The 19,260-nt window shown below is 61.7% G+C and carries 25 protein-coding genes and 1 pseudogene; 9 read left to right on the forward strand and 17 right to left on the reverse strand.

The annotated features are described in order from the left end of the window. Nucleotides 1-206: 206 nt before the first annotated feature. The 3 genes and pseudogenes from HFO71_RS11880 to HFO71_RS11890 all read left to right on the forward strand — a co-directional run. Nucleotides 207-395, forward strand: a pseudogene (locus HFO71_RS11880) (TerC family protein); the annotation flags it as partial. 44 nt (nt 396-439) lie between these two features. After that, a complete protein-coding gene (locus HFO71_RS11885; RefSeq protein WP_025393833.1) occupies nt 440-742 on the forward strand; it encodes a hypothetical protein in 303 nt (100 codons plus the stop codon). A gap of 29 nt (nt 743-771) precedes the next feature. Then, the gene (locus HFO71_RS11890) at nt 772-1,398 is read left to right on the forward strand and encodes an exopolysaccharide biosynthesis protein (protein ID WP_077976031.1); all 627 of its coding nucleotides are present in this window, start codon (nt 772-774) and stop codon (nt 1,396-1,398) included. Here the strand turns inward: HFO71_RS11890 and HFO71_RS11895 are convergent. Then, nucleotides 1,395-1,964 carry a TetR family transcriptional regulator gene (locus HFO71_RS11895; RefSeq protein ID WP_077976032.1) on the reverse strand — a complete coding sequence of 190 codons (570 nt, stop codon included), beginning with the start codon at nt 1,962-1,964 and terminating at the stop codon, nt 1,395-1,397. The genes HFO71_RS11890 and HFO71_RS11895 overlap by 4 nt on opposite strands. Before the next feature lie 118 nt (nt 1,965-2,082). Here HFO71_RS11895 and HFO71_RS11900 point away from each other — a divergent pair, with 118 nt between their 5' ends. Then, nucleotides 2,083-2,997 carry an SDR family oxidoreductase gene (locus HFO71_RS11900; RefSeq protein WP_077976033.1) on the forward strand — a complete coding sequence of 305 codons (915 nt, stop codon included), beginning with the start codon at nt 2,083-2,085 and terminating at the stop codon, nt 2,995-2,997. Nucleotides 2,998-3,152: 155 nt separating this feature from the next. On the opposite strand, the gene HFO71_RS11905 is transcribed toward HFO71_RS11900, so the two are convergent. The 5 genes from HFO71_RS11905 to HFO71_RS11925 all read right to left on the reverse strand — a co-directional run bounded on the left by HFO71_RS11905 (nt 3,153) and on the right by HFO71_RS11925 (nt 7,511). Then, the gene (locus tag HFO71_RS11905) at nt 3,153-4,190 is read right to left on the reverse strand and encodes a fatty acid desaturase (protein ID WP_221988171.1); all 1,038 of its coding nucleotides are present in this window, start codon (nt 4,188-4,190) and stop codon (nt 3,153-3,155) included. A 302-nt stretch (nt 4,191-4,492) separates the two neighbouring features. Then, on the reverse strand, nt 4,493-4,636 hold the full coding sequence (locus HFO71_RS11910; RefSeq protein ID WP_003546677.1) for a hypothetical protein: 144 nt from the start codon (nt 4,634-4,636) through the stop codon (nt 4,493-4,495). A 465-nt stretch (nt 4,637-5,101) separates the two neighbouring features. Further along, nucleotides 5,102-5,437, reverse strand: a complete 336-nt coding sequence (locus HFO71_RS36315) for a hypothetical protein (RefSeq protein ID WP_168258182.1) — start codon at nt 5,435-5,437, stop codon at nt 5,102-5,104. Nucleotides 5,438-5,636: 199 nt separating this feature from the next. Then, nucleotides 5,637-6,014, reverse strand: a complete 378-nt coding sequence (locus tag HFO71_RS11920; RefSeq protein ID WP_017959655.1) for a hypothetical protein — start codon at nt 6,012-6,014, stop codon at nt 5,637-5,639. Between the two features lie 96 nt (nt 6,015-6,110). Then, a complete protein-coding gene (locus HFO71_RS11925) occupies nt 6,111-7,511 on the reverse strand; it encodes an MFS transporter (RefSeq protein WP_168258183.1) in 1,401 nt (466 codons plus the stop codon). A 123-nt stretch (nt 7,512-7,634) separates the two neighbouring features. On the opposite strand from HFO71_RS11925, the gene HFO71_RS11930 reads away from it, so the two are divergent. Further along, nucleotides 7,635-8,597 (forward strand): LysR family transcriptional regulator, encoded by a 963-nt coding sequence (locus HFO71_RS11930; RefSeq protein WP_077976036.1) that lies wholly within the window; start codon nt 7,635-7,637, stop codon nt 8,595-8,597. A 3-nt stretch (nt 8,598-8,600) separates the two neighbouring features. Here the strand turns inward: HFO71_RS11930 and HFO71_RS11935 are convergent, their stop codons facing one another. The 8 genes from HFO71_RS11935 to HFO71_RS11965 form a co-directional block, all read right to left on the reverse strand. Then, on the reverse strand, nt 8,601-8,981 hold the full coding sequence (locus HFO71_RS11935; protein WP_077976037.1) for a VOC family protein: 381 nt from the start codon (nt 8,979-8,981) through the stop codon (nt 8,601-8,603). 148 nt (nt 8,982-9,129) lie between these two features. Next, complete coding sequence (gene otnK, locus HFO71_RS11940) at nt 9,130-10,383, reverse strand: 3-oxo-tetronate kinase (RefSeq protein ID WP_168258185.1); 1,254 nt, start codon at nt 10,381-10,383, stop codon at nt 9,130-9,132. 1 nt (nt 10,384) lies between these two features. Beyond that, complete coding sequence (locus HFO71_RS11945) at nt 10,385-10,564, reverse strand: hypothetical protein (RefSeq protein ID WP_077976039.1); 180 nt, start codon at nt 10,562-10,564, stop codon at nt 10,385-10,387. A 233-nt stretch (nt 10,565-10,797) separates the two neighbouring features. Continuing rightward, the gene (locus tag HFO71_RS11950) at nt 10,798-11,640 is read right to left on the reverse strand and encodes a transglutaminase-like domain-containing protein (protein ID WP_077976040.1); all 843 of its coding nucleotides are present in this window, start codon (nt 11,638-11,640) and stop codon (nt 10,798-10,800) included. A gap of 28 nt (nt 11,641-11,668) precedes the next feature. Beyond that, a complete protein-coding gene (locus HFO71_RS11955; RefSeq protein WP_077976041.1) occupies nt 11,669-11,944 on the reverse strand; it encodes a DUF1488 family protein in 276 nt (91 codons plus the stop codon). Then, a complete protein-coding gene (locus tag HFO71_RS36320) occupies nt 11,935-12,261 on the reverse strand; it encodes a hypothetical protein (protein ID WP_131641461.1) in 327 nt (108 codons plus the stop codon). The genes HFO71_RS11955 and HFO71_RS36320 overlap by 10 nt, the downstream gene beginning before the upstream one ends. Continuing rightward, the gene (locus HFO71_RS11960; RefSeq protein ID WP_020049211.1) at nt 12,258-12,593 is read right to left on the reverse strand and encodes a hypothetical protein; all 336 of its coding nucleotides are present in this window, start codon (nt 12,591-12,593) and stop codon (nt 12,258-12,260) included. The genes HFO71_RS36320 and HFO71_RS11960 overlap by 4 nt, the downstream gene beginning before the upstream one ends. Then, the gene (locus HFO71_RS11965) at nt 12,590-12,853 is read right to left on the reverse strand and encodes a hypothetical protein (protein WP_077976043.1); all 264 of its coding nucleotides are present in this window, start codon (nt 12,851-12,853) and stop codon (nt 12,590-12,592) included. The genes HFO71_RS11960 and HFO71_RS11965 overlap by 4 nt, the downstream gene beginning before the upstream one ends. 510 nt (nt 12,854-13,363) lie before the next feature. On the opposite strand from HFO71_RS11965, the gene HFO71_RS11970 reads away from it, so the two are divergent. The 4 genes from HFO71_RS11970 to HFO71_RS11985 all read left to right on the forward strand — a co-directional run bounded on the left by HFO71_RS11970 (nt 13,364) and on the right by HFO71_RS11985 (nt 16,172). Continuing rightward, nucleotides 13,364-13,681: a co-chaperone GroES gene (locus HFO71_RS11970; protein ID WP_131641460.1), complete on the forward strand. Its 318-nt coding sequence runs from the start codon at nt 13,364-13,366 to the stop codon at nt 13,679-13,681. A gap of 51 nt (nt 13,682-13,732) precedes the next feature. Continuing rightward, on the forward strand, nt 13,733-15,367 hold the full coding sequence (gene groL, locus HFO71_RS11975) for a chaperonin GroEL (RefSeq protein ID WP_131641459.1): 1,635 nt from the start codon (nt 13,733-13,735) through the stop codon (nt 15,365-15,367). Between the two features lie 175 nt (nt 15,368-15,542). Then, nucleotides 15,543-15,935, forward strand: a complete 393-nt coding sequence (locus HFO71_RS11980; RefSeq protein ID WP_077976046.1) for a hypothetical protein — start codon at nt 15,543-15,545, stop codon at nt 15,933-15,935. 66 nt (nt 15,936-16,001) lie between these two features. Beyond that, nucleotides 16,002-16,172 (forward strand): hypothetical protein, encoded by a 171-nt coding sequence (locus HFO71_RS11985; RefSeq protein WP_165503767.1) that lies wholly within the window; start codon nt 16,002-16,004, stop codon nt 16,170-16,172. 27 nt (nt 16,173-16,199) lie between these two features. On the opposite strand, the gene HFO71_RS11990 is transcribed toward HFO71_RS11985, so the two are convergent. From HFO71_RS11990 to HFO71_RS12000, 3 genes are read right to left on the reverse strand one after another with little or no spacing between them, the layout of a single operon-like run. Further along, entirely contained in the window at nt 16,200-17,366 is a 1,167-nt protein-coding gene (locus HFO71_RS11990) for a Gfo/Idh/MocA family protein (RefSeq protein WP_221988134.1), read from the reverse strand. 7 nt (nt 17,367-17,373) lie between these two features. Further along, nucleotides 17,374-18,297 carry a TIM barrel protein gene (locus HFO71_RS11995; protein ID WP_131641457.1) on the reverse strand — a complete coding sequence of 308 codons (924 nt, stop codon included), beginning with the start codon at nt 18,295-18,297 and terminating at the stop codon, nt 17,374-17,376. Nucleotides 18,298-18,339: 42 nt separating this feature from the next. Further along, nucleotides 18,340-19,254 (reverse strand): sugar phosphate isomerase/epimerase family protein, encoded by a 915-nt coding sequence (locus tag HFO71_RS12000; RefSeq protein WP_077976049.1) that lies wholly within the window; start codon nt 19,252-19,254, stop codon nt 18,340-18,342. Between the last annotated feature and the right edge of the window lie 6 nt (nt 19,255-19,260).

A 19,260-nucleotide genomic window follows, 5' to 3' on the forward strand; every position in this document is an offset into this window, starting at 1 on the left:
GCCGCTGCTTGATTATTGAAGAGTGAGACCCTACCTGCAGTGCGACCCGCTGGTCCGGGCCCCTCTGGCGAGAGCTTCGGCACTCTTGCGATGTCGGACCTCTTCTCCGACAACCAGTGCCGACAGGGGACTATCCTTGAATCTCTCTTTTTTGTTCGTCGAGCGGCTGGGAACGCCGCTCTGGATGTGGTCGAGCTTTTTCGCCCCGCTTCCGTTACCTGAAGCCGGCGCTTGCCATCGTGCTGATCTTCATCGGCTCGAAGATCTTTCTCGCCGATCTGCTGGGCCTTGAAAAATTCCCGGCCGCGCTCTCGCTCAGCATCGCTTTCGCGATCATCGCTGCCGGAGCGGTCTGGAGCCTCCTCAAAAAGCGGGATCCGCAGCAGCCCGCCTGAGCGGGCTCTGCGAGGGAATACGTTAACAAAGGAAGGAAACAGATATGATTTCGAATTTCATCGGCTGGATTTTTGCCCTGCTCGTCGTCGATCCGTTGCAGGCTGAGATACAGCAACAGGCTGAGCGCGCCCGGCTTCCCGTGGAGATCGTCCGCCAATCCCAGGCCTGCCTGACATCTCAGGGGCCGAAGCTCATAGAGCGCGCCGCCGGCGACTACGGCTGGGCGGCGGCCACAGTCGTCAACATAGCGATCGGCCATACCGCGCCGGCCGAACTTCTCGACGGCAGCGACCCACAATGCGCAGCCCTCGTCGGCGCCCTGAAGGGAGCCGACGAGGGTGCGTGACGGCTGCCAGCTGAAAAATGGACTGCGTGATGTCTGATCAAGACGGAAATAGACGGCGGCCGCGCGGTGTGGCCACCGCGCGGCTCCGGGAGATGCTGGAACTCGCCCGGGTGAAGGGCGGCCTCTCCATCGGTGAGGCTCTGGAGGCGATGGGCTCGACGAGCATCGCCTTCACCATCCTGTTCCTGGCAATCCCGGCGCTGACCCCGATTCCCGGGCCGTTCGGAATGGTTTTCGGTACCGCGCTCGCGCTGGTTTCCCTCCAGATCGTTTCGGGCGGCCGGAAGGTCTGGCTGCCCGCCATCGTCAGGGATCGCCGGGTTTCGTCCGCGGCACTCGATCTCGTCGTGGGGCACGCGGTCCCGGTGATCGCCCGGGTGGAGAAGGTCGTGCGCGCCGGCCGGCTGGAGGCCCTCACCGGCCCGACGGTGCAGGCGCTTCTCGGCATTCCTGTCTTCCTGCTCGCCGTGGTGATCGCGCTGCCGATCCCTTTCGGCAATATTCTGCCGGTGTTCTCGCTGGTGGTGCTCGCCGTCGCCCTGATGGAGCGGGATGGTCTCGTCACCCTGATCGGACTGCTGCTCACATTGGCGACCATCGTCGCGACCGCCGCTTTTCTTTATTTTATCAAGGCGATGATCTTCACAGTCTCCTAGGCTGAATGGACAGGTACCGCGGCGAGGAAGCGCCGAAGCTCCGTCTCCACATAGGCGGCCACCGGCCCCTCGGCGCCAAAACCCCACCAGATGAGCGAACCCTGCCATTGCGACAGCATCAGCCGGGCGATCGTCTCCGGCGCCTTCGCCGAGCCGAAACATCGAGCGATTGCCGCCGTCAGTGCCGTTCCCCAGGCCGCACCCCGGGCGCGCAGCACCGGATCGCGGAAATCCTCGCGAAGCACCAGCAGTCCCTCGCCATAGGCAGCGGCATTGTCGCCGTAATCCTGCGACAGACCGACGAGCAGCACGACGGCGCCGTCCGGCGTTTTCGGCACGGTCTCGGCAAGCCGCGCCGTTTCCGAATCCAGCCTGTCCCAGGCATAAAGCAGCGCTGCGCGCAGCATCGCCGCTTTCGTGGCGAAACGCTGCACCAGCGTCGAACCGGAAAGTCCGCTGGCTTTCGCCACCGCCGCAAAGGTCGCTGCATCCGGCCCCTCGGCATGAATCAGCGCCAGCACCATGGCGAGAAGCTGTTCGTCGGACAGTGTGCGGCGGCGCGGCATGAAATTCCTCTTGCATTCAGGTCATATATAAACGATCATTCGTTTATAAACAAGCAGCGCTGGCTAATACTTGGCGCTTCATTACGGCATGAGGCGTTCTAGCGTGGAGGATGGAGAAGTGACAGCGAACTTGCGGGAGAAAGTGGCCTTGGTGGCGGGTGCTACGCGTGGCGCCGGCCGCGGCATCGCGGTGGAACTCGGCGCCGCCGGCGCCACCGTCTACGTGACCGGGCGCACGACGCGCGCTCAGCAATCCGAGTATGCCAGGCCGGAGACGATCGAAGAGACGGCCGAACTGGTAACCGCCGCAGGCGGTAAGGGTATCGCCGTGCAGGTGGACCATCTCGTCAAGCAACAGGTCGAGGCGCTGGTCGCCCGCATCCGCGAGGAGGCCGGCCGACTCGATATTCTCGTCAACGACATCTGGGGCTGCGAGAAACTGTTCGAATGGGACAAGGCCGTCTGGGAGCATTCGCTGGATAAGGGCCTGCGCATGCTGCAGCTCGGCATCGAGACGCATCTGATCACCGCACATTACGCCCTGCCGCTGATGATCGAGCGGCCCGGCGGGCTGCTGGTGGAGATGACCGACGGCACGGCCGAATACAATGCCACCCATTACCGGCTGTCGCCCTTTTACGACCTCGTCAAGACAGGCGTCACCCGCATGGCCTGGGCGCATGCGCAAGATCTGGCGAAACACGGCGCCACCGCCGTTTCGATCACGCCCGGCTGGCTGCGTTCGGAAATGATGCTGGATGCTTATGGTGTTCGCGAGGAGAACTGGAGCGAGGCGACGAAAGTACAGCCGCATTTCGCCATTTCCGAAACCCCGCGCTTCGTCGGCCGGGCCGTTGCGGCCATCGCCGCCGATCCCGACCGCGCCCGCTGGAACGGCCAGTCGCTGTCGAGCGGCGGAGTGGCCAAGACCTATGGCTTCGACGATATCGACGGTTCGCGGCCGGATTGCTGGCGCTACATGGTGGAAGTGCAGGAGCCGGGCGGACCGGCGGATGTGACAGGCTATCGCTAGAGCATGATGCCGAAAAGTGTGAGCGGTTTTCGGACGACAACATGCTCTAACTGTTTAATTTAGAACAGGATGATTTTACTGGAGCAATTCCAGGAACAAAAGGTTAGAGCGGCTCTGCGCTTCCGTGAAAGCTAAACCGCTCTAACGCCCCGTTATCATGCTGTGGTATGCCGCGCCGCCTCGCGAAACGAGACCAGTCGCTTCGTCTGCTCGTCCCACAGCACCAGCTTGACGCAGCGCAGGCTTTCCATGAGCGTGATGCGGCCCAGATCGGCAAGCTCAGGATGATCTCGCAGCACCTCCGGCAGCCGGTAGTAAGGCACCCGGCTCGACAGATGATGCACGTGGTGGATGCCGATATTGCCGGTGATCCACCGCAGCACTGGCGGCAGGTCGTAATGCGAGGCGCCGTGCAGGGCCGCATGCTGGAACTGCCAGTCCGGCTCCTTCGACCAATGTGTTTCCTCGAATTGATGCTGCACGTAGAACAACCAAACGCCGGCAGCACCTGCCAGAAGCACGGTCGGCAGATGCACCAGTAAAAAGGGGACGATCCCGACCGCCCAGATCAGCAGCGCGGCGACCACCGCGATGGCAAGATTGGTCGCCATGGTCGAGATCCAGGGCAGGGCGCCGGAGCGCATCATGCCGAAAGGCAGGCGCTGCTTGAAGAGGAACAGCCATGCCGGTCCGATCCCGAACATCACGATCGGGTGCCGGTAGAGCCGGTAGCCAAGCCGGCCCCAGCGCGACAGCGCGTTGTATTCGGCGATCGTCAGCGTTTCGATATCGCCAACGCCGCGCTCGTCCAGGTTTCCGGCCGAGGCGTGGTGTTCCGCATGCGCCCGGCGCCAGTAGTCGTAGGGCGTCAGCGTCAGGATGCCGATCGTGCGTCCAACCCAGTCGTCGACGCGGCGACGAGCGAAAAACGAGCCGTGGCCGCAATCATGCTGGATCATGAACAGCCGGAGCAGGAAAGCAGCGGCGGGAAGGATGAGGATCAGGCCGGGCCAGAAACTGTAATGAACCGCTGCCCAAGCGGCAGCCCAGAACAGCGCGAAGGGGACGACTGTGACGGCAAGCTCGAAGGCGCTGCGTCCGGCCCGCGGCTGGCGATATCCGGCAAGGATCTTCAGCCAGCGCTTTTCTGCGAAAAGTGCGGATCGCTCCGGGTTGTCGTCGGGCTCTCCCAAAGGGGCCACTTGGATTTCCTCGCAATCGCTGCGGCGCGCAGATTCGATCATAGAGTGACGCCGTGAAAGGCGGCGATCGCCGAAAAGCCGAGTGCAATCACCACGGCCGAGCGAATGAGGAAGAGCGGATAGTCGAAGTAGTACATTGTATTAAGAGTTGTCATGGTTGCAGCAATTCCTGTTTTTCCGAAAACATGTCAATGGGTGATGGTGTCGCGCCGGAGCGCGGCGCGTCCGACAAGACGCGCTATCACTGGCGCTGTTATGCGCACGGGGGCGGAGCGGGGGCTCGATAAGAGGTTCTATTTCTTTGGAGCACTGCCCTGCGGGGCAGTTTTGGTCGCCGTCTTCATCTGATTGGCGAATGTGCTTTCCACCTTCGCTGCCTGCTTGTCCTTCTTCGGCTTCCGGACCTCGCGATTGCTTCTTACTTGTCCTTTTGCCATCGATAAAATCTCCCTTTAGATCGAAATTGAAAGCCGCAGCCTGCGTGGTATTCGCCCCGCTTGTCGGTCGCGATCGGAGATCGCGGGATCGTCATGAGGGGCAACCCGACAACACCGGGCCGCAGGGATGGAATGAAAATGATGCCTGCTGAAACCGCATCGCAGTCTGGAGGCGGATGACCGGAGAGGTCACCGAAAGCCAAACCCGACGTTGAGACGGGACGTCACCATGCTTTCGCGATCGGGAAAATGGCGGGGCCGGAAATCCGGTCACCGCAAATGCCGCATCGGCCAAATCAGCGAGCCCTCCTTATAGAGTAAAATTGAGGTGCCATTAAGGCCGCCGCCGCAGGAAAGCCATATTTCCACAGGGGATAAAGCGTGCCGCGCAAAGGGGGCGGCGGTTTTGCGATAACGACATTCGAAACAATAGGACTAAAGCGAGAGATGAATCTTCCGACGCGCTTAGTCATTCACGGGAAACAGGCGGATCAGCTTTGTTCTTTCCATCTCCGCACGGCCTGATGCAGACATGATGCCGCGGGCCAAACAGAGTTCTATGTCCCGTCCGATATCGAGCGGCACCAGCATGCCGCCGGCCTTGAGCAGGCGGTCTGTCATCGACAGAAGCATATCCACTTTCGCCTGGCAGCCATCGCTTTCCAGGAGCGCCACCCGGCGCTCCCTATCGATGTCGGCAAGATCGCTATCCTGTTGCCGTTGTTGGTAAGCCCCGAATTGCACCCATCCGAAATAACCGGCCGCTGCGACGCAGATACAAAGCAGGAGGGTTTTTCGCACAATATTCCTTCGGAGCCGGGCGGCTCGCTTGCCGCTAAAGCATGTCGCGCAAAAGTGTGAAGCGGTTTTGCGCTAACGGCATGCGTAAAACAAAAACCTAAAGCGCGAGGAGTGAATCTGAAAGATCGCGACGCGCTTTAGAACATCAGTGAGAGCATGATGTCGTCCGAAAACCGCTCACACTTTTCGGCATCATGCTCTAGCCGGCGACGCGTCTTTCGCGGGGCAATCCCTGTATCGCATATCGATTGAAGACGGGGGTTATCGGTTTCGGCGGCGTCTTCAGCTTGCCGAAATGGTGTTCGAGCGCTTGTGAGAGCATGGCCGGCGAGGTGACACCCTCTTCGAACAGCCTGATCAACAGTATGGCCGCGACGTTGAAGACGCGTTCGTTGCCGATCAGGATTTTGGCGTCGTAGCCGGCGTCGTCGAGCACGCCTTGCAGCATGTCGAGATCGGACGAAGTCAGATGCGACTTTTCGAAAGTGGAAGACATCGGTCCTCCTTTCATCGGGGCAAGGGTATAAAAACCCTCAGTCGGCAGCGCCCGTACACTGGCTGCCGAAGTTGCGACCATGCGCCTTTCACCCAGGCAACGCAACGGGATTCTTGCTGCAGATATCGCTCCGGTTGATGAGTAGCCCGCACCGGTCAGGGTGCGGGCTGATGACGGTCATTCCGCCGCCTGATAGCTGGGTCTCCGGGCGGCCGATGTCCGCGGACCGGCGGCTGCAAGCAAGGTAATCGCCACCGCAAGCAGCGCCACGAAGGCGATGCCGGCGACATAGGGGTCCCAGCCGAAGTGCGGTGCGGCGCCGAAGACTGCCGAGGCCGCCGCAAGCACGATGCCGCCGCCGATCTGGAAGGAGGCGAAGAGCAGTCCGGAGGCGAGCCCCGACTTATCGTCCTCAACGTCCGAAAGGGCCGCGACCTGCACTGAGGGGTAGGTCATGGCGTAACCGAGGCCGAGTGGGATCTGCGAAAACAGCACGAGCAGGATCGGGTCGACATGTCCGAGTGCGGTCACCCAGAAGATATAGCTGAATGCTTGCAGGCCGACACCCGCCGCCATCAGCCCGGTGGCGCCGCGATTTTGCGCGAGCGTCGCAAAACGTGGCGCCAGGAACATGACGAAGACGCCGCCAAGCGCAAAACAGAAGCCGGTGGTGAAGGCCGACCAGCCGATGACGTTTTGATAATAGAGCGTCGCCAGGAACTGGAAGCCGACATAGGCGCCCTGGAAGAGGGCGGCGATGGCATTTGCATGCCGGAGCTTGGCTCGGCGGAACATGCCGAGCGGAACCATCGGATCGGCATGGCGCGCTTCGACCACGAGGAAGAGCAGGATCAGCACCAGCGACGCGGCGAGCGAACCCCAGGTCGGGAAGGCCCGCCAGCCGGCGGCTGCGGCATTGGTGATGCCGAAGACGAAGAGCAGCAGTCCGGGCGTGACCGTCAGCGCGCCGGCCCAGTCGAAGCTCGGCCGCGGTCCCGTCCTTTTCGGGTCGGCCGGCAGCGCCAGCGGCGCAAGAAGGAGCGTCAGTATGGCGACAGGCGCGCCCATGACAAGGGTCGCCCGCCAGCTGAAGATCGTCGCGGCACCGCCGAGCACCATGCCGAGCACGAAGCCGGTGGCGCCGGTCGAGGCGAAGACCCCGAGCGCCTTTGCCCGTGCGGTTCCCTCGCCGAAGACCGAGAGCAGCAGCGCAAGGGCGGCAGGCGCAGTGAAGGCGGCGGCAATGCCCTTGATCAAGCGGGCGGCAATCAGCGTCGGCCCGCTATCGACGAAGCCGCCGGCGATGCTGGCGGCTGCAAAGATCGCCAGCGACCAGAGAAAGACGCGGCGATGGCCGAAGACGTCGGCGACCCGGCCACCGAGCAGCAGGAAGCCGCCATAACCGAGCACATAGGCGCTGACGGCCCATTGCAGCGATGTCGCCTCCATGCCGAGTTCGGCCTGGATGGCAGGAAGCGCGACACCAATGGTGGAGACGTCCATGGCGTCGAGGAAGTTGGCGGTGCAGAGCAGCAGCAATGCCAGCCCCGCCCCGCTTCGCGATTTGGAAAGAGTCATCGAAATCGTTCCTTCGTTGCTGCCGCCTCATCGGGGGAGGTTGCCGGGCGGCAGGGAACGAGAAAATGTACAGCTTCCTTTCCTATTGCAAATTGATAGTAGCCATGCCAGGTATTACTAACGATGATGAATGATGCCACTCTTCGCAAGATCGACCTCAATCTCCTGTTGGCCTTTTCGGTGCTGATGCAGGAGCGCAATGTCAGTCGCGCCGCCGAGCGGCTGCTGCTCGGCCAGCCGGGTCTGTCGGCTGCTTTGCGGCGCCTGCGCGAGGCGCTGGACGACGAACTGTTCGTACGTGTCGGCCGCGGCCTGCAGCCGACCCCGCGCGCCCTTTCCATCGCCCCGGCGATCGAGGATGCGCTGTCGGGCATCGAGCGCGCCATCCGCCCGCAGGCCGAGTTCGATCCGGCAAGCTGGCAGGGCGAGTTCCGCATCGGCATGTGCGACAATCTCGAATCGGCCTTCTTCGGCCCGCTTGCCGCCCGTCTTCTCCAGCTTTCACCCGGCGCCCGGTTGATCGGCATCGCTTCCGAAAAGCGCGATGCCGCGCGCCGGCTGGACGAGGGCGTCTTCGACTTCAGCGTCTCCGTGCATGACCAACCGGCCTCCTGGCACATCCGCGCGCCGCTGTTCGATCAGGCCTCGATCTGCATTTACGATGCCGCCCAGCTCCGGCTGAAGGCGCCGCTGAGCCTTGAAGATTTCGCCAATGCCGCCCATCTCACCGTCTCGTTCGAAGGCAATGCCGCGACCAGCATCGACATCGCGCTCGGCCGCACCGGCCACGTCAGACAGGTGGTCGCGACGGTGCCGCGTTTTTCCGCCTTGCCGACGGCACTGCGGGCGATGCCCGCCATCGCCACCGTGCCGGAATCGATCGGCCGCTGCATGGCGCAACTGCATGGACTGACGATCTGCGCGCCGCCGCTTGCGCTACCGGCCGATCCCGTGACCATGCTCTATCGCCGCGTCGACCAGGCGGACGGCCGGGCGCGCTGGTTCCGTCGCCTGTTTCTCGATGTCGCCAGCGAGGCGCTCGAAGCCTCGGGCTGCCGCGTATCGATATCGAGAGTTGCGGCCTGAGCCTTAAAGTTCGCCCTTGTGAAAATAAGCTTCGAGGCGGTAGCCGTCCGGGTCGATGATGAAGGCGGCATAATAGAAGCGCCCGTAATCCGGCCGCACACCCGGTTCACCATTATCCGTGCCGCCGGATGCGACCGCCGCCGCGTGAAAGGCATCGACCGCGGCCTCATCAGGCGCGACGAAGCAGAAATGCAGCCCGGATCGCATGTCGGCAACAACAGGCTGCTCGACCTGCATCACCCAGAGCCCGACCGTTTCCGGGCCGTAGCCGATCATGGTGTCGGAATTAGACAGGCGCTCATATCCGAGTGGCGCCAGCGCCGCATCGTAGAAACGGCGGGCTCTTTCCAAGTCTTTTACGCCGATGGAGATATGATCGAACATGGACTGCGAACTCCTTCTCTGCTCATCCCCGGTGTGAGCTCTCTCATCACCGGTGTGAGCTCTCTCACCCCCAAGATGGCACGATGACAACATCTTTCAACCGTCGTTCTAAGTCAGCGAACGGGCGCATCGTCAGCGGCCTGCGCGCTCATTCATGGCCGGCGATTCTGTCCAGCGCCTTGGCGAAGAAATCGGGGGCTCCGAAAATGCCGCTCTTCAGCGCAAGCCCGAGCGGTCCGGAGCGGTCGGCCACGAGAACCGGTACGCCGGGATCGATCTCCGGCCCGATCATCATGTTCTTGAGACCGAGCGCTTCCACCACCGCGCCGGAAGTTTCTCCGCCGCCGACGACGATCTGCCGCATGCCGGCATCGGCGAGCCGCCGCGCCAGCCCGCCAAAGAAGGTCTCGATTTTTTCAGCCACGTCCTCGCGCCCGAAACGCTGCTGCACGAAGCTCACCACTTCAGGAGCGGCTGTCGAATAGACGATCGGATTTTCGGCGGCATTCGCTTCCACCCAGCGTGCCGCGCGCTCCACCGACATTGATCCGCGCATCAGCACCGCCGGATCGATCGCAAGCCCCGGATGGTTCTGCAGGTGGCAGGCGACCTGGTTCTGCGAGGTCGTGGAGCAGGAGCCGCAGATCACGACACCAGGACCCTCGACCAGAGGCACTTCGGCCGCCGTACCTGAGAGCTTGCCCTGGTTGCGGAAATTCTGCGGCAAGCCCTGCGCAATGCCAGAGCCGCCGGTCACCAGCTTGTGGTCGGCGACCGCGGCCGCGATCGTCGCCAGGTCGTCGTCCTCGATGGCGTCGACGACGACGAGGCGGTGGCCGGCGGTGAGTTCGGCGCGCAGGCCGTTGCGCAAGGCCGCAGCGCCCGAGCGCACCACGTCGAGCGCAATGCTGCCGATTTCGCCTTTCGTCTGCTGCTGCAGCCAGCGGCGGATGTCGGGATCGGTCATCGGCGTCAACGGATGGTTCTGCATGCCGGATTCGCTAAGCAGCCGGTCGCCGACGAAGAGATGTCCCATGAAAAGCCTTCGGCCGGTCGCCGGAAAGGCCGGGCAGACGACGGCGACGCCGGTGCCGGTGAGGCGCAGCAGCGCTTCAGCCACCGGCCCGATATTGCCTGAAGGCGTCGAATCGAAGGTCGAGCAATATTTGAAGACGATCTGCTCGCAGCCCTGCTCGAGCAGCCAGCGCGCCGCCTCCAGCGACTGGCGCACCGCATCGTCGACCGGCGCTGAGCGCGTCTTCAGCGCGACGACGCCGGCCTCGCAATCCGTCTTGCCGCGGCCGGTGCCGACGAACTGAACGGTCGACATGCCGCCTCTCGCAAGCGTGTTGGCAAGATCGCTGGCGCCGGTGAAATCATCGGCAATCGCCCCAAGCAGCATGTCAGGAAAGCTCCGGCAGGCGGCCTTCGAGCTCGTCCTCGATAGGTACGTGAATGATCTCGTCGAAGGATGTTTCAGCGCCGAAGCCGAGCGCCTGCGCCCGGCTCGCATCGGAATTGCCCGGCGCAGCCACCAGCTTGCGGCCGGCCATTCCGGCCGCGCCTATGACAAGGATTTTCATCTGAAGCGGCCCTCCACTCGAAGACATCGACGCCGACTTCCGGGCGCGAGTCGGCCCCGAACCGGCAATGTCTCAGTTAAGACAAGGCGAGCGACGCTGTCACGTGATTTTGGGGGGAGGGCGCAGTTCGGCTCGGTGCTGCTGCGGGCGGCTGCGATGAACCGGGAACGGACAAGCAGTTCTACCTGCGGCAGCCTGAGGCTGGGCATGCCGCATCCTGCCCAGGTCTGGTTCTAACCAGCACCCTCGGCGACGCTTTGCATCTGCTGCAGGTTCGTCACCTCATAGGTCCAGACTCGAAACGCCTTCAGCACATGCGGTCCGAAGGAATTGATGAGCGGTATATCGGCGGCGTCGCGCCCGCGTGCGACGATGATACGACCGATCCGCGGCGTATTGTTGCGCGGATCGAATGTATGCCATGCACCGTCGAGGAAGACCTCGATCCAGGCGCTGAAGTCCATCGGGTCGACGACCGGAATACCGATGTCGCCGAGATGGCCATTGATATATCGGGCAGGAATGTTGAGGCAACGGCACAGCGCCACCGCGAGATGCGCAAAGTCGCGACAGACGCCGACACGTTCGTGAAACGCCTCGAAGGCTGTCCGCGTCGATCGCGCCTGCATGTAGTCGAATTGGATGTGGCCGTGAACGAAGTCGCAGATCGCCTGAACGCGGCCCCAGCCGGGTGAGACGGTGCCGAACATATCCCATGCAATTTGACTAAGACGATCCGTCTCGCAATAGCGGCTGCCCATCAGGTAGACGAGGCAATCATCCGGCAACTCCGAAACCGGGAGTTCCCTGGCGCCTGGCAGCGACCTGTCCGGTTGGCCATCGTCTTCGATCGTCGCATCGCCCCATATGGTCAGGTCGCCCGCTGGGGCAACCAGCCGAAGACAGCGGTTGCCGAAGAGGTCGCGATAAGTCGATGTGGGAACATCGGGGGTGGTGAAGACCGTTTCCGGAATTCTGATGTCGGCGGCACGATCATCATGAACCGACAACAGGCACACCAATGCGGTCGGCTGCGGGCAGGTCAGCGTGATTTCATAGCCGTAACGGATCAACATGAGCGTTTTCTCGCGCGTCCGGATCCCGCTAGCGGAAATCCGCCGCAGTTAGAGTATAAAAGGCGCGGCGGCGGTAGGAATAGGCTTTGTGTGCCACGTCCTGAATGGAGTTGCGCAGGGCGTCGAACGCCGAAAGCCACCTCGTTTCCGAAGGCTCGGTTCTTTGCAATGTGGTGTCGGATTTCGCCAGCGCGTCAACCTCGATGAAGAACAACACCTGGAACATGCCGTCGTGGCCGACGAAGCGCACCGCATTTCTCGCCGCATCGAAGCTGCGGCTTTGATTCAGAAAGGCTAGCGCCATGGTTGAACCGGCGGGGTCTGACGAGCGCTCCGGGCGGCGTCCGACAGCCTCAGCCATTCCTTCCGGTATCCTATGTTGAGAAGATTGAAGGACATCATGTCTTTCCCGGCCTCTGGACGGCTCTTCCCGGTCACGGCATGGTCGGCGTGCACTGGAACGTTTGCTGAGACACGATAGACGGTCGACGAACGGGCGGATTCGATCCGGCGGTCGTGTTCGATCTCCATGGAGTAGCGGCCGGAAGCGCTACATTTGTTTTCCCATGTGCCGACGGCAAAGGCATTCCTTCGTTCGGCTTCGTCTTCATGGCTGTTCACGATGTCAACCTTTCGTCATTCGGGCCGTGGCCATGGCCAAACGTCCTCTCGATCAGTGTTGCGCCGCTGCCGGCGGGCGTTAGGTCTACCAGTTCCAGGCTGTCTTCCGTCGCGACCCGCTCATGACGTTCATCGTCACTGCGGATGCGGTATTGCAGCACATTTCCTCTCAGAGGCAGCGTGGCGGTAATGCGGTATGTCTCGGGGAGCTTGGAGGGAACGACCAGGAACCCGTCCTTCACCCGGACAGTCTGTCCAACCTTGAAGATATGTGTTGCTGCCTCGCGCCGGATCGAGCGTCCATTGCGTTGCGGGATGCGCGTAGCGGTCATGACGGTTTGTGGTCCTCTTCGAGCGCGGTTTCGAGATCTGACAGGTGGATAGGCATCATCTGCTGCGTCGAACTCTGCGCGGCGATTGCCGGCAGGTGGATGAAGGCGCCGACCCTTAGCCAGGCAAGCCTGGAAACGCTATCGATCAATTCCTCGTCATAATCGACGCGGTATTCTCCGGCTGGCTGCGCCCCGTCGAAACCGGGCAGGCGGAACGGGAATGAAAAGCGGACGACGGTTTGTGTGGTGCGACTGGTCACGGCTGAGGCCCCCGCAGGAAGACACCGATGCGTTTCCTGTGTCGTTTAGTTCCGAACCGGACGAACTCGATGCTGCCGGTACATCCGCGGTCAGCGCCAAGCTCATTCCGGATCGCAATAGGCGAAATCAACGCCCGAACGACGTCATAGATTGCTATCGAAAATTCAGTGGTGATGGCGGGTCGTAGGTCTCTGACACCGCGAAGCCAAGTCGGCCAAATCGACGAGGCCCATCATTGCGCCTTGATTGAGTTTAAATCAAGATAATTCGGATTTATCTATGAAAAACGCCAAATTAACTCGACGGCCATTTAAATAAAATCGAACGTGATGGCCTAAAAATTCTATTCATTTGCTGATTATTGCAAAATATTCGCTCAAGTTGATTTCCTGAATTTTTAAAGAAATTCCCTGCGTGAACAATATTTCTTGGCACTCCTATCAATCGAGTGCCACGGGTGCTATTTATGAATTGCAGCCGCCCTACGCGCCGGCAGCAGAAAGACCTCTATGAAATTCCGTTCACTTCACGACCGCGTCGTCATTCGGCGTGCGGAAGGCGATGTCAAATCCAAGGACGGGATCATCATTCCAGACACCGCCAAGGAGAAGCCGCAGCAAGGCGAAGTGGTCGCAGTCGGCCCGGGCCTGCGCGACAAAGGCGGTAATCTCGTCCCGCTCGATGTCGAGGTCGGCGATCTCATTCTGTTTGGAAAATGGTCGGGGACCGAGGTCACGATCGATAGCGAAACCCTTCTGATCATGAAGGAGACCGACATCATGGGCATCGTCGAAAAGACCGAAGCGGCTGCCGGCAAAGCCGCCTGAGGGTAGAAAATTTGTGACCCGCAACTCAAGACCGAACTGGGAAGAAATATCATGTCTGCCAAGGAAATCAGGTTCTCCACCGACGCGCGCGACCGCCTGCTGCGCGGCGTCGAATTGCTCAACAATGCCGTCAAGGTGACGCTTGGCCCGAAAGGTCGCAACGTCGTCATCGACAAGGCCTATGGCGCACCGCGCATTACCAAGGATGGCGTCAGCGTCGCCAAGGAGATCGAGCTCGAAGACAAGTTCGAGAACATGGGCGCGCAAATGGTGCGCGAGGTGGCTTCGAAGACCAATGATCTTGCCGGCGACGGCACGACGACGGCAACGGTGCTCGCCGCCTCCATCTTCCGCGAAGGTGCAAAGCTCGTCGCTGCCGGCATGAACCCCATGGATCTGAGGCGCGGCATCGATCTCGGCGTTACAGCCGTCGTCAAGGAAATCAAGGCGCGGGCGATGAAGGTCAAATCGTCAGGCGAGATCGCCCAGGTTGGCACCATTGCCGCCAATGGCGACGCCGCCATCGGTGAGATGATCGCCAAGGCGATGGACAAGGTCGGCAATGAGGGCGTCATAACCGTCGAAGAGGCGCGAACCGCCGAAACCGAACTCGATGTCGTCGAGGGCATGCAGTTCGATCGTGGCTATCTCTCACCCTATTTCGTCACCAATGCCGAGAAGATGCGCGTGGAACTGGAGGAGCCCTATATCCTCGTTCACGAGAAGAAACTCGGCAGCCTGCAGGCAATGCTGCCGATCCTGGAAGCCGTCGTACAGACCGGCAAACCGCTGCTCCTCATCTCGGAGGATGTCGAAGGCGAGGCGTTGGCGACGCTTGTCGTCAACAAGCTGCGCGGCGGCCTGAAGGTCGCAGCCGTCAAGGCGCCGGGCTTCGGCGATCGCCGCAAGGCGATGCTGGAGGATATTGCCGTGCTGACCGCCGGCCAGATGATTTCCGAGGATCTCGGCATCAAGCTCGAGAACGTCACGCTCGATATGCTCGGCCACGCCAAACGCGTGCTGATCGACAAGGAAAGCACCACGATCATCGACGGCTCTGGTGAGAAAGCGGCCATCCAGGCGCGCATCCAGCAGATCAAGGCGCAGATCGAAGACACCACCTCCGACTATGACAAGGAAAAACTGCAGGAACGCCTGGCGAAACTCGCCGGCGGCGTCGCGGTCATCCGCGTCGGCGGCGCGACCGAGACGGAGGTCAAGGAAAAGAAGGACCGCATCGACGATGCGCTGAACGCCACCCGTGCGGCGGTCGAAGAGGGCATCGTGCCCGGCGGCGGCGTGGCACTGTTGCGCGCGAAGTCGGCGCTCACGGGACTGACGGGTGAGAACGCCGACGTGACGGCGGGCATCTCGATCGTGCTCAGGGCGCTCGAAGCCCCGATCCGGCAGATCGCCGACAATGCCGGGTTCGAGGGTTCCATCGTGGTCGGAAAACTCGCCGGCAGCAATGATCACAATCAGGGCTTCGACGCACAGACGGAGACCTATGTCGATATGATCGAGGCCGGCATCGTCGATCCTGCCAAGGTCGTGCGCACCGCTCTGCAGGACGCCGGCTCGATCGCTGCGCTGCTGATCACCGCCGAGGTGATGATCGCCGACATTCCCGCAAAAAATTCTGCGCCTGCGGCCGGAAATGGCGGCATGGGCGCTATGGGATACTAGAGCATGATGCCGAAAAGTGTCAGCGGTTTTCGGACGACACCATGCTCTAACTATTTAATGTAGAACAGGATTCAGATTTTAGACCCGGCCTAAAATCATCCTGTTCTAAGGCCAGCTTGAACCGGTCCGGCGTCGCCGGACGGCACAATCCGAACAACAGACAGGGAGAATTCCAATGTCCGTGCAGAGCAGCAGCAAGACATCGATTACCCAGCGTTTCGACAGTTACCAGCCATCCAAGACGCTTCTCGCCTGGGCATGCGTCGTCACGGCGATCGCCACGATGATCATCGGCTTCAGCTGGGGAGGTTGGGTAACCGGCGGCACATCAAGCAAAGCGGCAGCCGCCGCCGGCGAGACCGCGCGCGGAGAACTGGCGTCGGCCATTTGCGTCGAGCGATTCAAGGCGGCGCCGGATGCGAGCGCTAAACTGATCGAGTTCAAGGCGATTACCGAAGGCTACAAGCAGCGTCAGTTCGTTGAGGCGGGCGGTTGGGCGACCATGCCTGGGCAGACTTCAGCCGATAGCCGAAGTGTTCAAGGCTGCGCCACGGCGCTTGCCATCTGACACCGTTTTCCAGAGCGCTCCGATATACGTGCGGAGCGCTCCCACTGTTGAAGCAGGAAATGACCTATGATCCGTTTCGTGAAAAAGAGCGACCCAAAGCCAGCCGCAGAAGACGCCGGCGGCGAAAGCGTCAAGAAAGTCCCTGAGGCAGCCGCCGACGGGCCTAAGAAAGCCGCCAACGACAGCACGCGTCGCCGCGCGCCGCAGGCGCCGGAAGACGACGATCCGCTTATCTGAGCACAGCGCCGCACCGCTGTTGACGACCTAGCGATAGTCCAGCCAGATCCCTCCGGCATCGGCGGAACGCACGCAGGTTTCCACCCAGCGCACTCCTTCCAGTCCCGCATCGACATCCGGAAAGACCAGCTCTTCGATCCCCGCAGGAGCGAGGCCGCGCTCTCTGTTGATGGCAAAGCCGAAGCGGCGATAGAGGTTCGCCCAGGCTTCGAAGAGACCTTCCGGATGGCCGCCGCCGATCCGGTCGTCGATCCTGGCCTCGGGGTAGAGATAGTCCATGCCGCGCTCGAGAATGCGGGCCGGTTCGCCCTGGATCTCGTATGACAGCTGGTTCGGCCGCTCGTCCCACCATTCGATACTGGCCTTCGAGCCGACGATGCGGATCTTCTGGCCGTGCATGGAGCCGGCATTGACGGCGCTCGACCAGATGGTGGCGATCGCGCCATTGTCATATTCCATCAGGGTCACCGCATTGTCTTCCAGCGGCACGCGGCTTTTGACGAAGCTCTGGCGGGTGCAGAGCAGCCGCCTGATCTTCAGATGCGGCAGGATGACCTTGGCGATATAAAGCGGGTGGGTCCCGACATCGCCGAGCACACAGCTGGGACCTGCGAATTTCGGATCGACGCGCCAGCGCGTCGCGGGGTTCTGCTCCTCCACCGCAGCACTATGGAAGCCATGGGCAAATTGCAGGTTGACGATGCGGATTTCGCCGAGATCGCCATTCCTGACCATCGCGCGCGCCTGCTCGATCATCTGGTGGCCGGCATAACCATAGGTCACGCCGACGATCCGGTCGCGCACTTCAGAAAGCGCCTTCAGCTCCTCGGCTTCGGCGGTCGTGAAGCAGAGCGGCTTTTCGCAGATCACGTGCAGATCATGTTCGAGTGCTGCCTTGCAGATCGCGAAATGGGTGTTGTTGGGTGTCGCGATCGACACGGCCTCGATGCCGTCGGCCCGCCGGGCCTCAGCCGCAAACATCGCCGCATAGTCCCGGTAGCTCCTGGCTTCGTCGAGCCCGAGATCGATGCCGAAGGCGCGCCCGCGTTCCGGATCGATATCGAAGGCGCCCGCCGCAAGGGCAAAAACGTCGTCGCGATGCGCTGCCGAGCGATGAATATAGCCGATCTGGCTGCCTCTGCCGCCGCCGACCATGCCCCAGCGGATCGGCTTTTTCCTGTCATTCGTCATCATCTTTTCCCTAAAAACCAACCGACCTGAGGTAATCGCGGCTTTGCTTCACATCTTCGAGGCTGCCGGCGACATTGAGTGGATCGCGCTCCTGCTCGACGGTGATGAAGCCGTGATAGCCGATCTCCTCGAGCGTCCGCCTGACGGCGGGATAATCGATGACGCCGCGGCCGATCGGGCACATGACGCCCTGTCCGCAGGCCTCGAAGAAGCGGATCTTCTCGCCAAGCACACGGTCGAAGACGGCCTGGTCGATGTCCTTGAAGTGGACGTAGTCGAGCCTGTCGGCATAGCGGCGGAGCATCTCCACGGGATCCATTCCGGCATAATAACTGTGGCCGGTGTCGAGGCAGAAGCCTGCGATCTCCTGCGGAATGGCGCCTGCCACCCGCTCGATCTCATCGGCGAATTCGATATAGCCGCCCGCATGCGGGTGGATGACGGCGCGCACGCCGTATTTGCGCTGGGCGAGTTCGGCGATCGCCCTGATATTGGCGATCATCCCGGCCCAGGCCTTGTCGTCGAGACGCGGCGCGCGATCGGAATGGCCGGCGGCATAGTCCCGCTCGTCGTGCCCCCAGTCCATGACCGTGAGATAGGGAGTCTTGAACCGCTGGCCTTCCATCTGTTCCGGCTGCGGCAGACTGGTGATGACGGCGCAGATTTCCTCCGTCTGCCGCAGCAATGTCTCCCGATTTTCAGGCGAGACGAGATCGTCGAAGATCGTGCCGGCGACGATGAAGAGATTGCGCTCGGCAAGCGCCTTTGCGACGAGCCCATCATCGAGTGGCACATAGCCGTACGGCCCGAGTTCGAGGCCGCCATAACCAGCCGCCGTCGCCTCGTCGAAGACGCGCTTCCAGACGGGAAGGTTTGGATTGTTGACGTCATCAACGCCCCAGCAGCAGGGGGCTGTCGTAATCGTGATGGTCACGGTTTTATTCCTGAAAAGTGGGGGCCGGGAAGATGTTGACGATCAACCAAGTTTCCCGGGCCAGTATTTGTCGACATATTTCTGGATTTCGGAGCGCATGAAGCGGCCGGAATCATCGGCACGCTCCTCCCAGCCGAAGACGCAGGCGGTGATGATCCCGTCGAACCCGACCGCGGCGAGTGAGGAGAAGAAGACATCCCAATTGATCTCGCCCTGGTACATATCCATGTGCTGATGGATGGTGACCTTCGCGCCCGGCGGATTGATGATGTAGCGCAGCCCTGACGATGCCTTGTGGTTATAGGTATCGGCCACATGCACATGGGCGATCAGCGGACCGGCATCGCGGATCATCCGCGCCATGTCGTCACCGAAATAGAAGGTATGCGGCGCGCAGTAGAGGAATTTGACGTTCTTCGAGCCGATGGTCTTCAGCATGTCGATCGCCGGATGCAGCGTCTCGCACCAGTCTTCCGGATGCGGTTCCATGTTGAGCGTGACGCCCTCGCGCTCGAACACCGGAACGAGCTCTTCGATCGAGCGCCACCAGGCAGCCTCGCTGTGCTCGTGGGTATGCATGCCGCCGCAGCAGCTGGCGCGGTGGCTGCGATCCGGCGACGGTCCGCGGCCGAATTCCGAATTCATCGTATCGCAGCCCATCTCGGCAGAAATCGCGATCGCTTCCTTCCAGTAGCGTACTGCCGCCTGCCGCTCGTCCTCATGCGGGCTCGCCCAGCGGTACATCGGCAGGATCGAGGCGAGCTGGAGGCCGTGATCCTTCAGAGCGGCCTTGAATTCCGCGATGCGTTCCTTGTGTGCCCGCGGGCGCACCCACCAAGGCAGAAAATCATCGCGCGGTGAGAGCTCGATATGCTCGTAGCCGAGTTCCGCCGCCTTGCGGCAGAGGTCGCGCAGGTTCAGGTGACGGTGCATATGCGGGTCGAGTGCGATCTTCATCTGGTT

Source organism: Rhizobium laguerreae (assembly GCF_019778565.1).
GTDB classification, from domain to species: Bacteria; Pseudomonadota; Alphaproteobacteria; order Rhizobiales; family Rhizobiaceae; genus Rhizobium; species Rhizobium laguerreae.

Bases quoted from the DNA above. Each gene is read 5' to 3' on its own strand.
- HFO71_RS11950 (WP_077976040.1), bottom strand. From the start codon at position 11,640: ATGTTGATCCGTTACGGCTATGAAATCACGCTGACCTGCCCGCAGCCG.
- HFO71_RS11910 (WP_003546677.1), bottom strand. From the start codon at position 4,636: ATGGCAAAAGGACAAGTAAGAAGCAATCGCGAGGTCCGGAAGCCGAAG.
- HFO71_RS11980 (WP_077976046.1), top strand. From the start codon at position 15,543: ATGTCCGTGCAGAGCAGCAGCAAGACATCGATTACCCAGCGTTTCGAC.
- HFO71_RS11890 (WP_077976031.1), top strand. From the start codon at position 772: ATGTCTGATCAAGACGGAAATAGACGGCGGCCGCGCGGTGTGGCCACC.
- HFO71_RS11925 (WP_168258183.1), bottom strand. From the start codon at position 7,511: ATGACTCTTTCCAAATCGCGAAGCGGGGCGGGGCTGGCATTGCTGCTG.
- HFO71_RS11985 (WP_165503767.1), top strand. From the start codon at position 16,002: ATGATCCGTTTCGTGAAAAAGAGCGACCCAAAGCCAGCCGCAGAAGAC.
- otnK (WP_168258185.1), bottom strand. From the start codon at position 10,383: ATGCTGCTTGGGGCGATTGCCGATGATTTCACCGGCGCCAGCGATCTT.
- HFO71_RS11945 (WP_077976039.1), bottom strand. From the start codon at position 10,564: ATGAAAATCCTTGTCATAGGCGCGGCCGGAATGGCCGGCCGCAAGCTG.
- HFO71_RS11895 (WP_077976032.1), bottom strand. From the start codon at position 1,964: ATGCCGCGCCGCCGCACACTGTCCGACGAACAGCTTCTCGCCATGGTG.
- HFO71_RS12000 (WP_077976049.1), bottom strand. From the start codon at position 19,254: ATGAAGATCGCACTCGACCCGCATATGCACCGTCACCTGAACCTGCGC.
- groL (WP_131641459.1), top strand. From the start codon at position 13,733: ATGTCTGCCAAGGAAATCAGGTTCTCCACCGACGCGCGCGACCGCCTG.
- HFO71_RS11935 (WP_077976037.1), bottom strand. From the start codon at position 8,981: ATGTTCGATCATATCTCCATCGGCGTAAAAGACTTGGAAAGAGCCCGC.
- HFO71_RS11970 (WP_131641460.1), top strand. From the start codon at position 13,364: ATGAAATTCCGTTCACTTCACGACCGCGTCGTCATTCGGCGTGCGGAA.
- HFO71_RS11930 (WP_077976036.1), top strand. From the start codon at position 7,635: ATGATGAATGATGCCACTCTTCGCAAGATCGACCTCAATCTCCTGTTG.
- HFO71_RS11955 (WP_077976041.1), bottom strand. From the start codon at position 11,944: ATGGCGCTAGCCTTTCTGAATCAAAGCCGCAGCTTCGATGCGGCGAGA.
- HFO71_RS11885 (WP_025393833.1), top strand. From the start codon at position 440: ATGATTTCGAATTTCATCGGCTGGATTTTTGCCCTGCTCGTCGTCGAT.
- HFO71_RS11920 (WP_017959655.1), bottom strand. From the start codon at position 6,014: ATGGTCGCAACTTCGGCAGCCAGTGTACGGGCGCTGCCGACTGAGGGT.
- HFO71_RS11960 (WP_020049211.1), bottom strand. From the start codon at position 12,593: ATGACCGCTACGCGCATCCCGCAACGCAATGGACGCTCGATCCGGCGC.
- HFO71_RS11990 (WP_221988134.1), bottom strand. From the start codon at position 17,366: ATGATGACGAATGACAGGAAAAAGCCGATCCGCTGGGGCATGGTCGGC.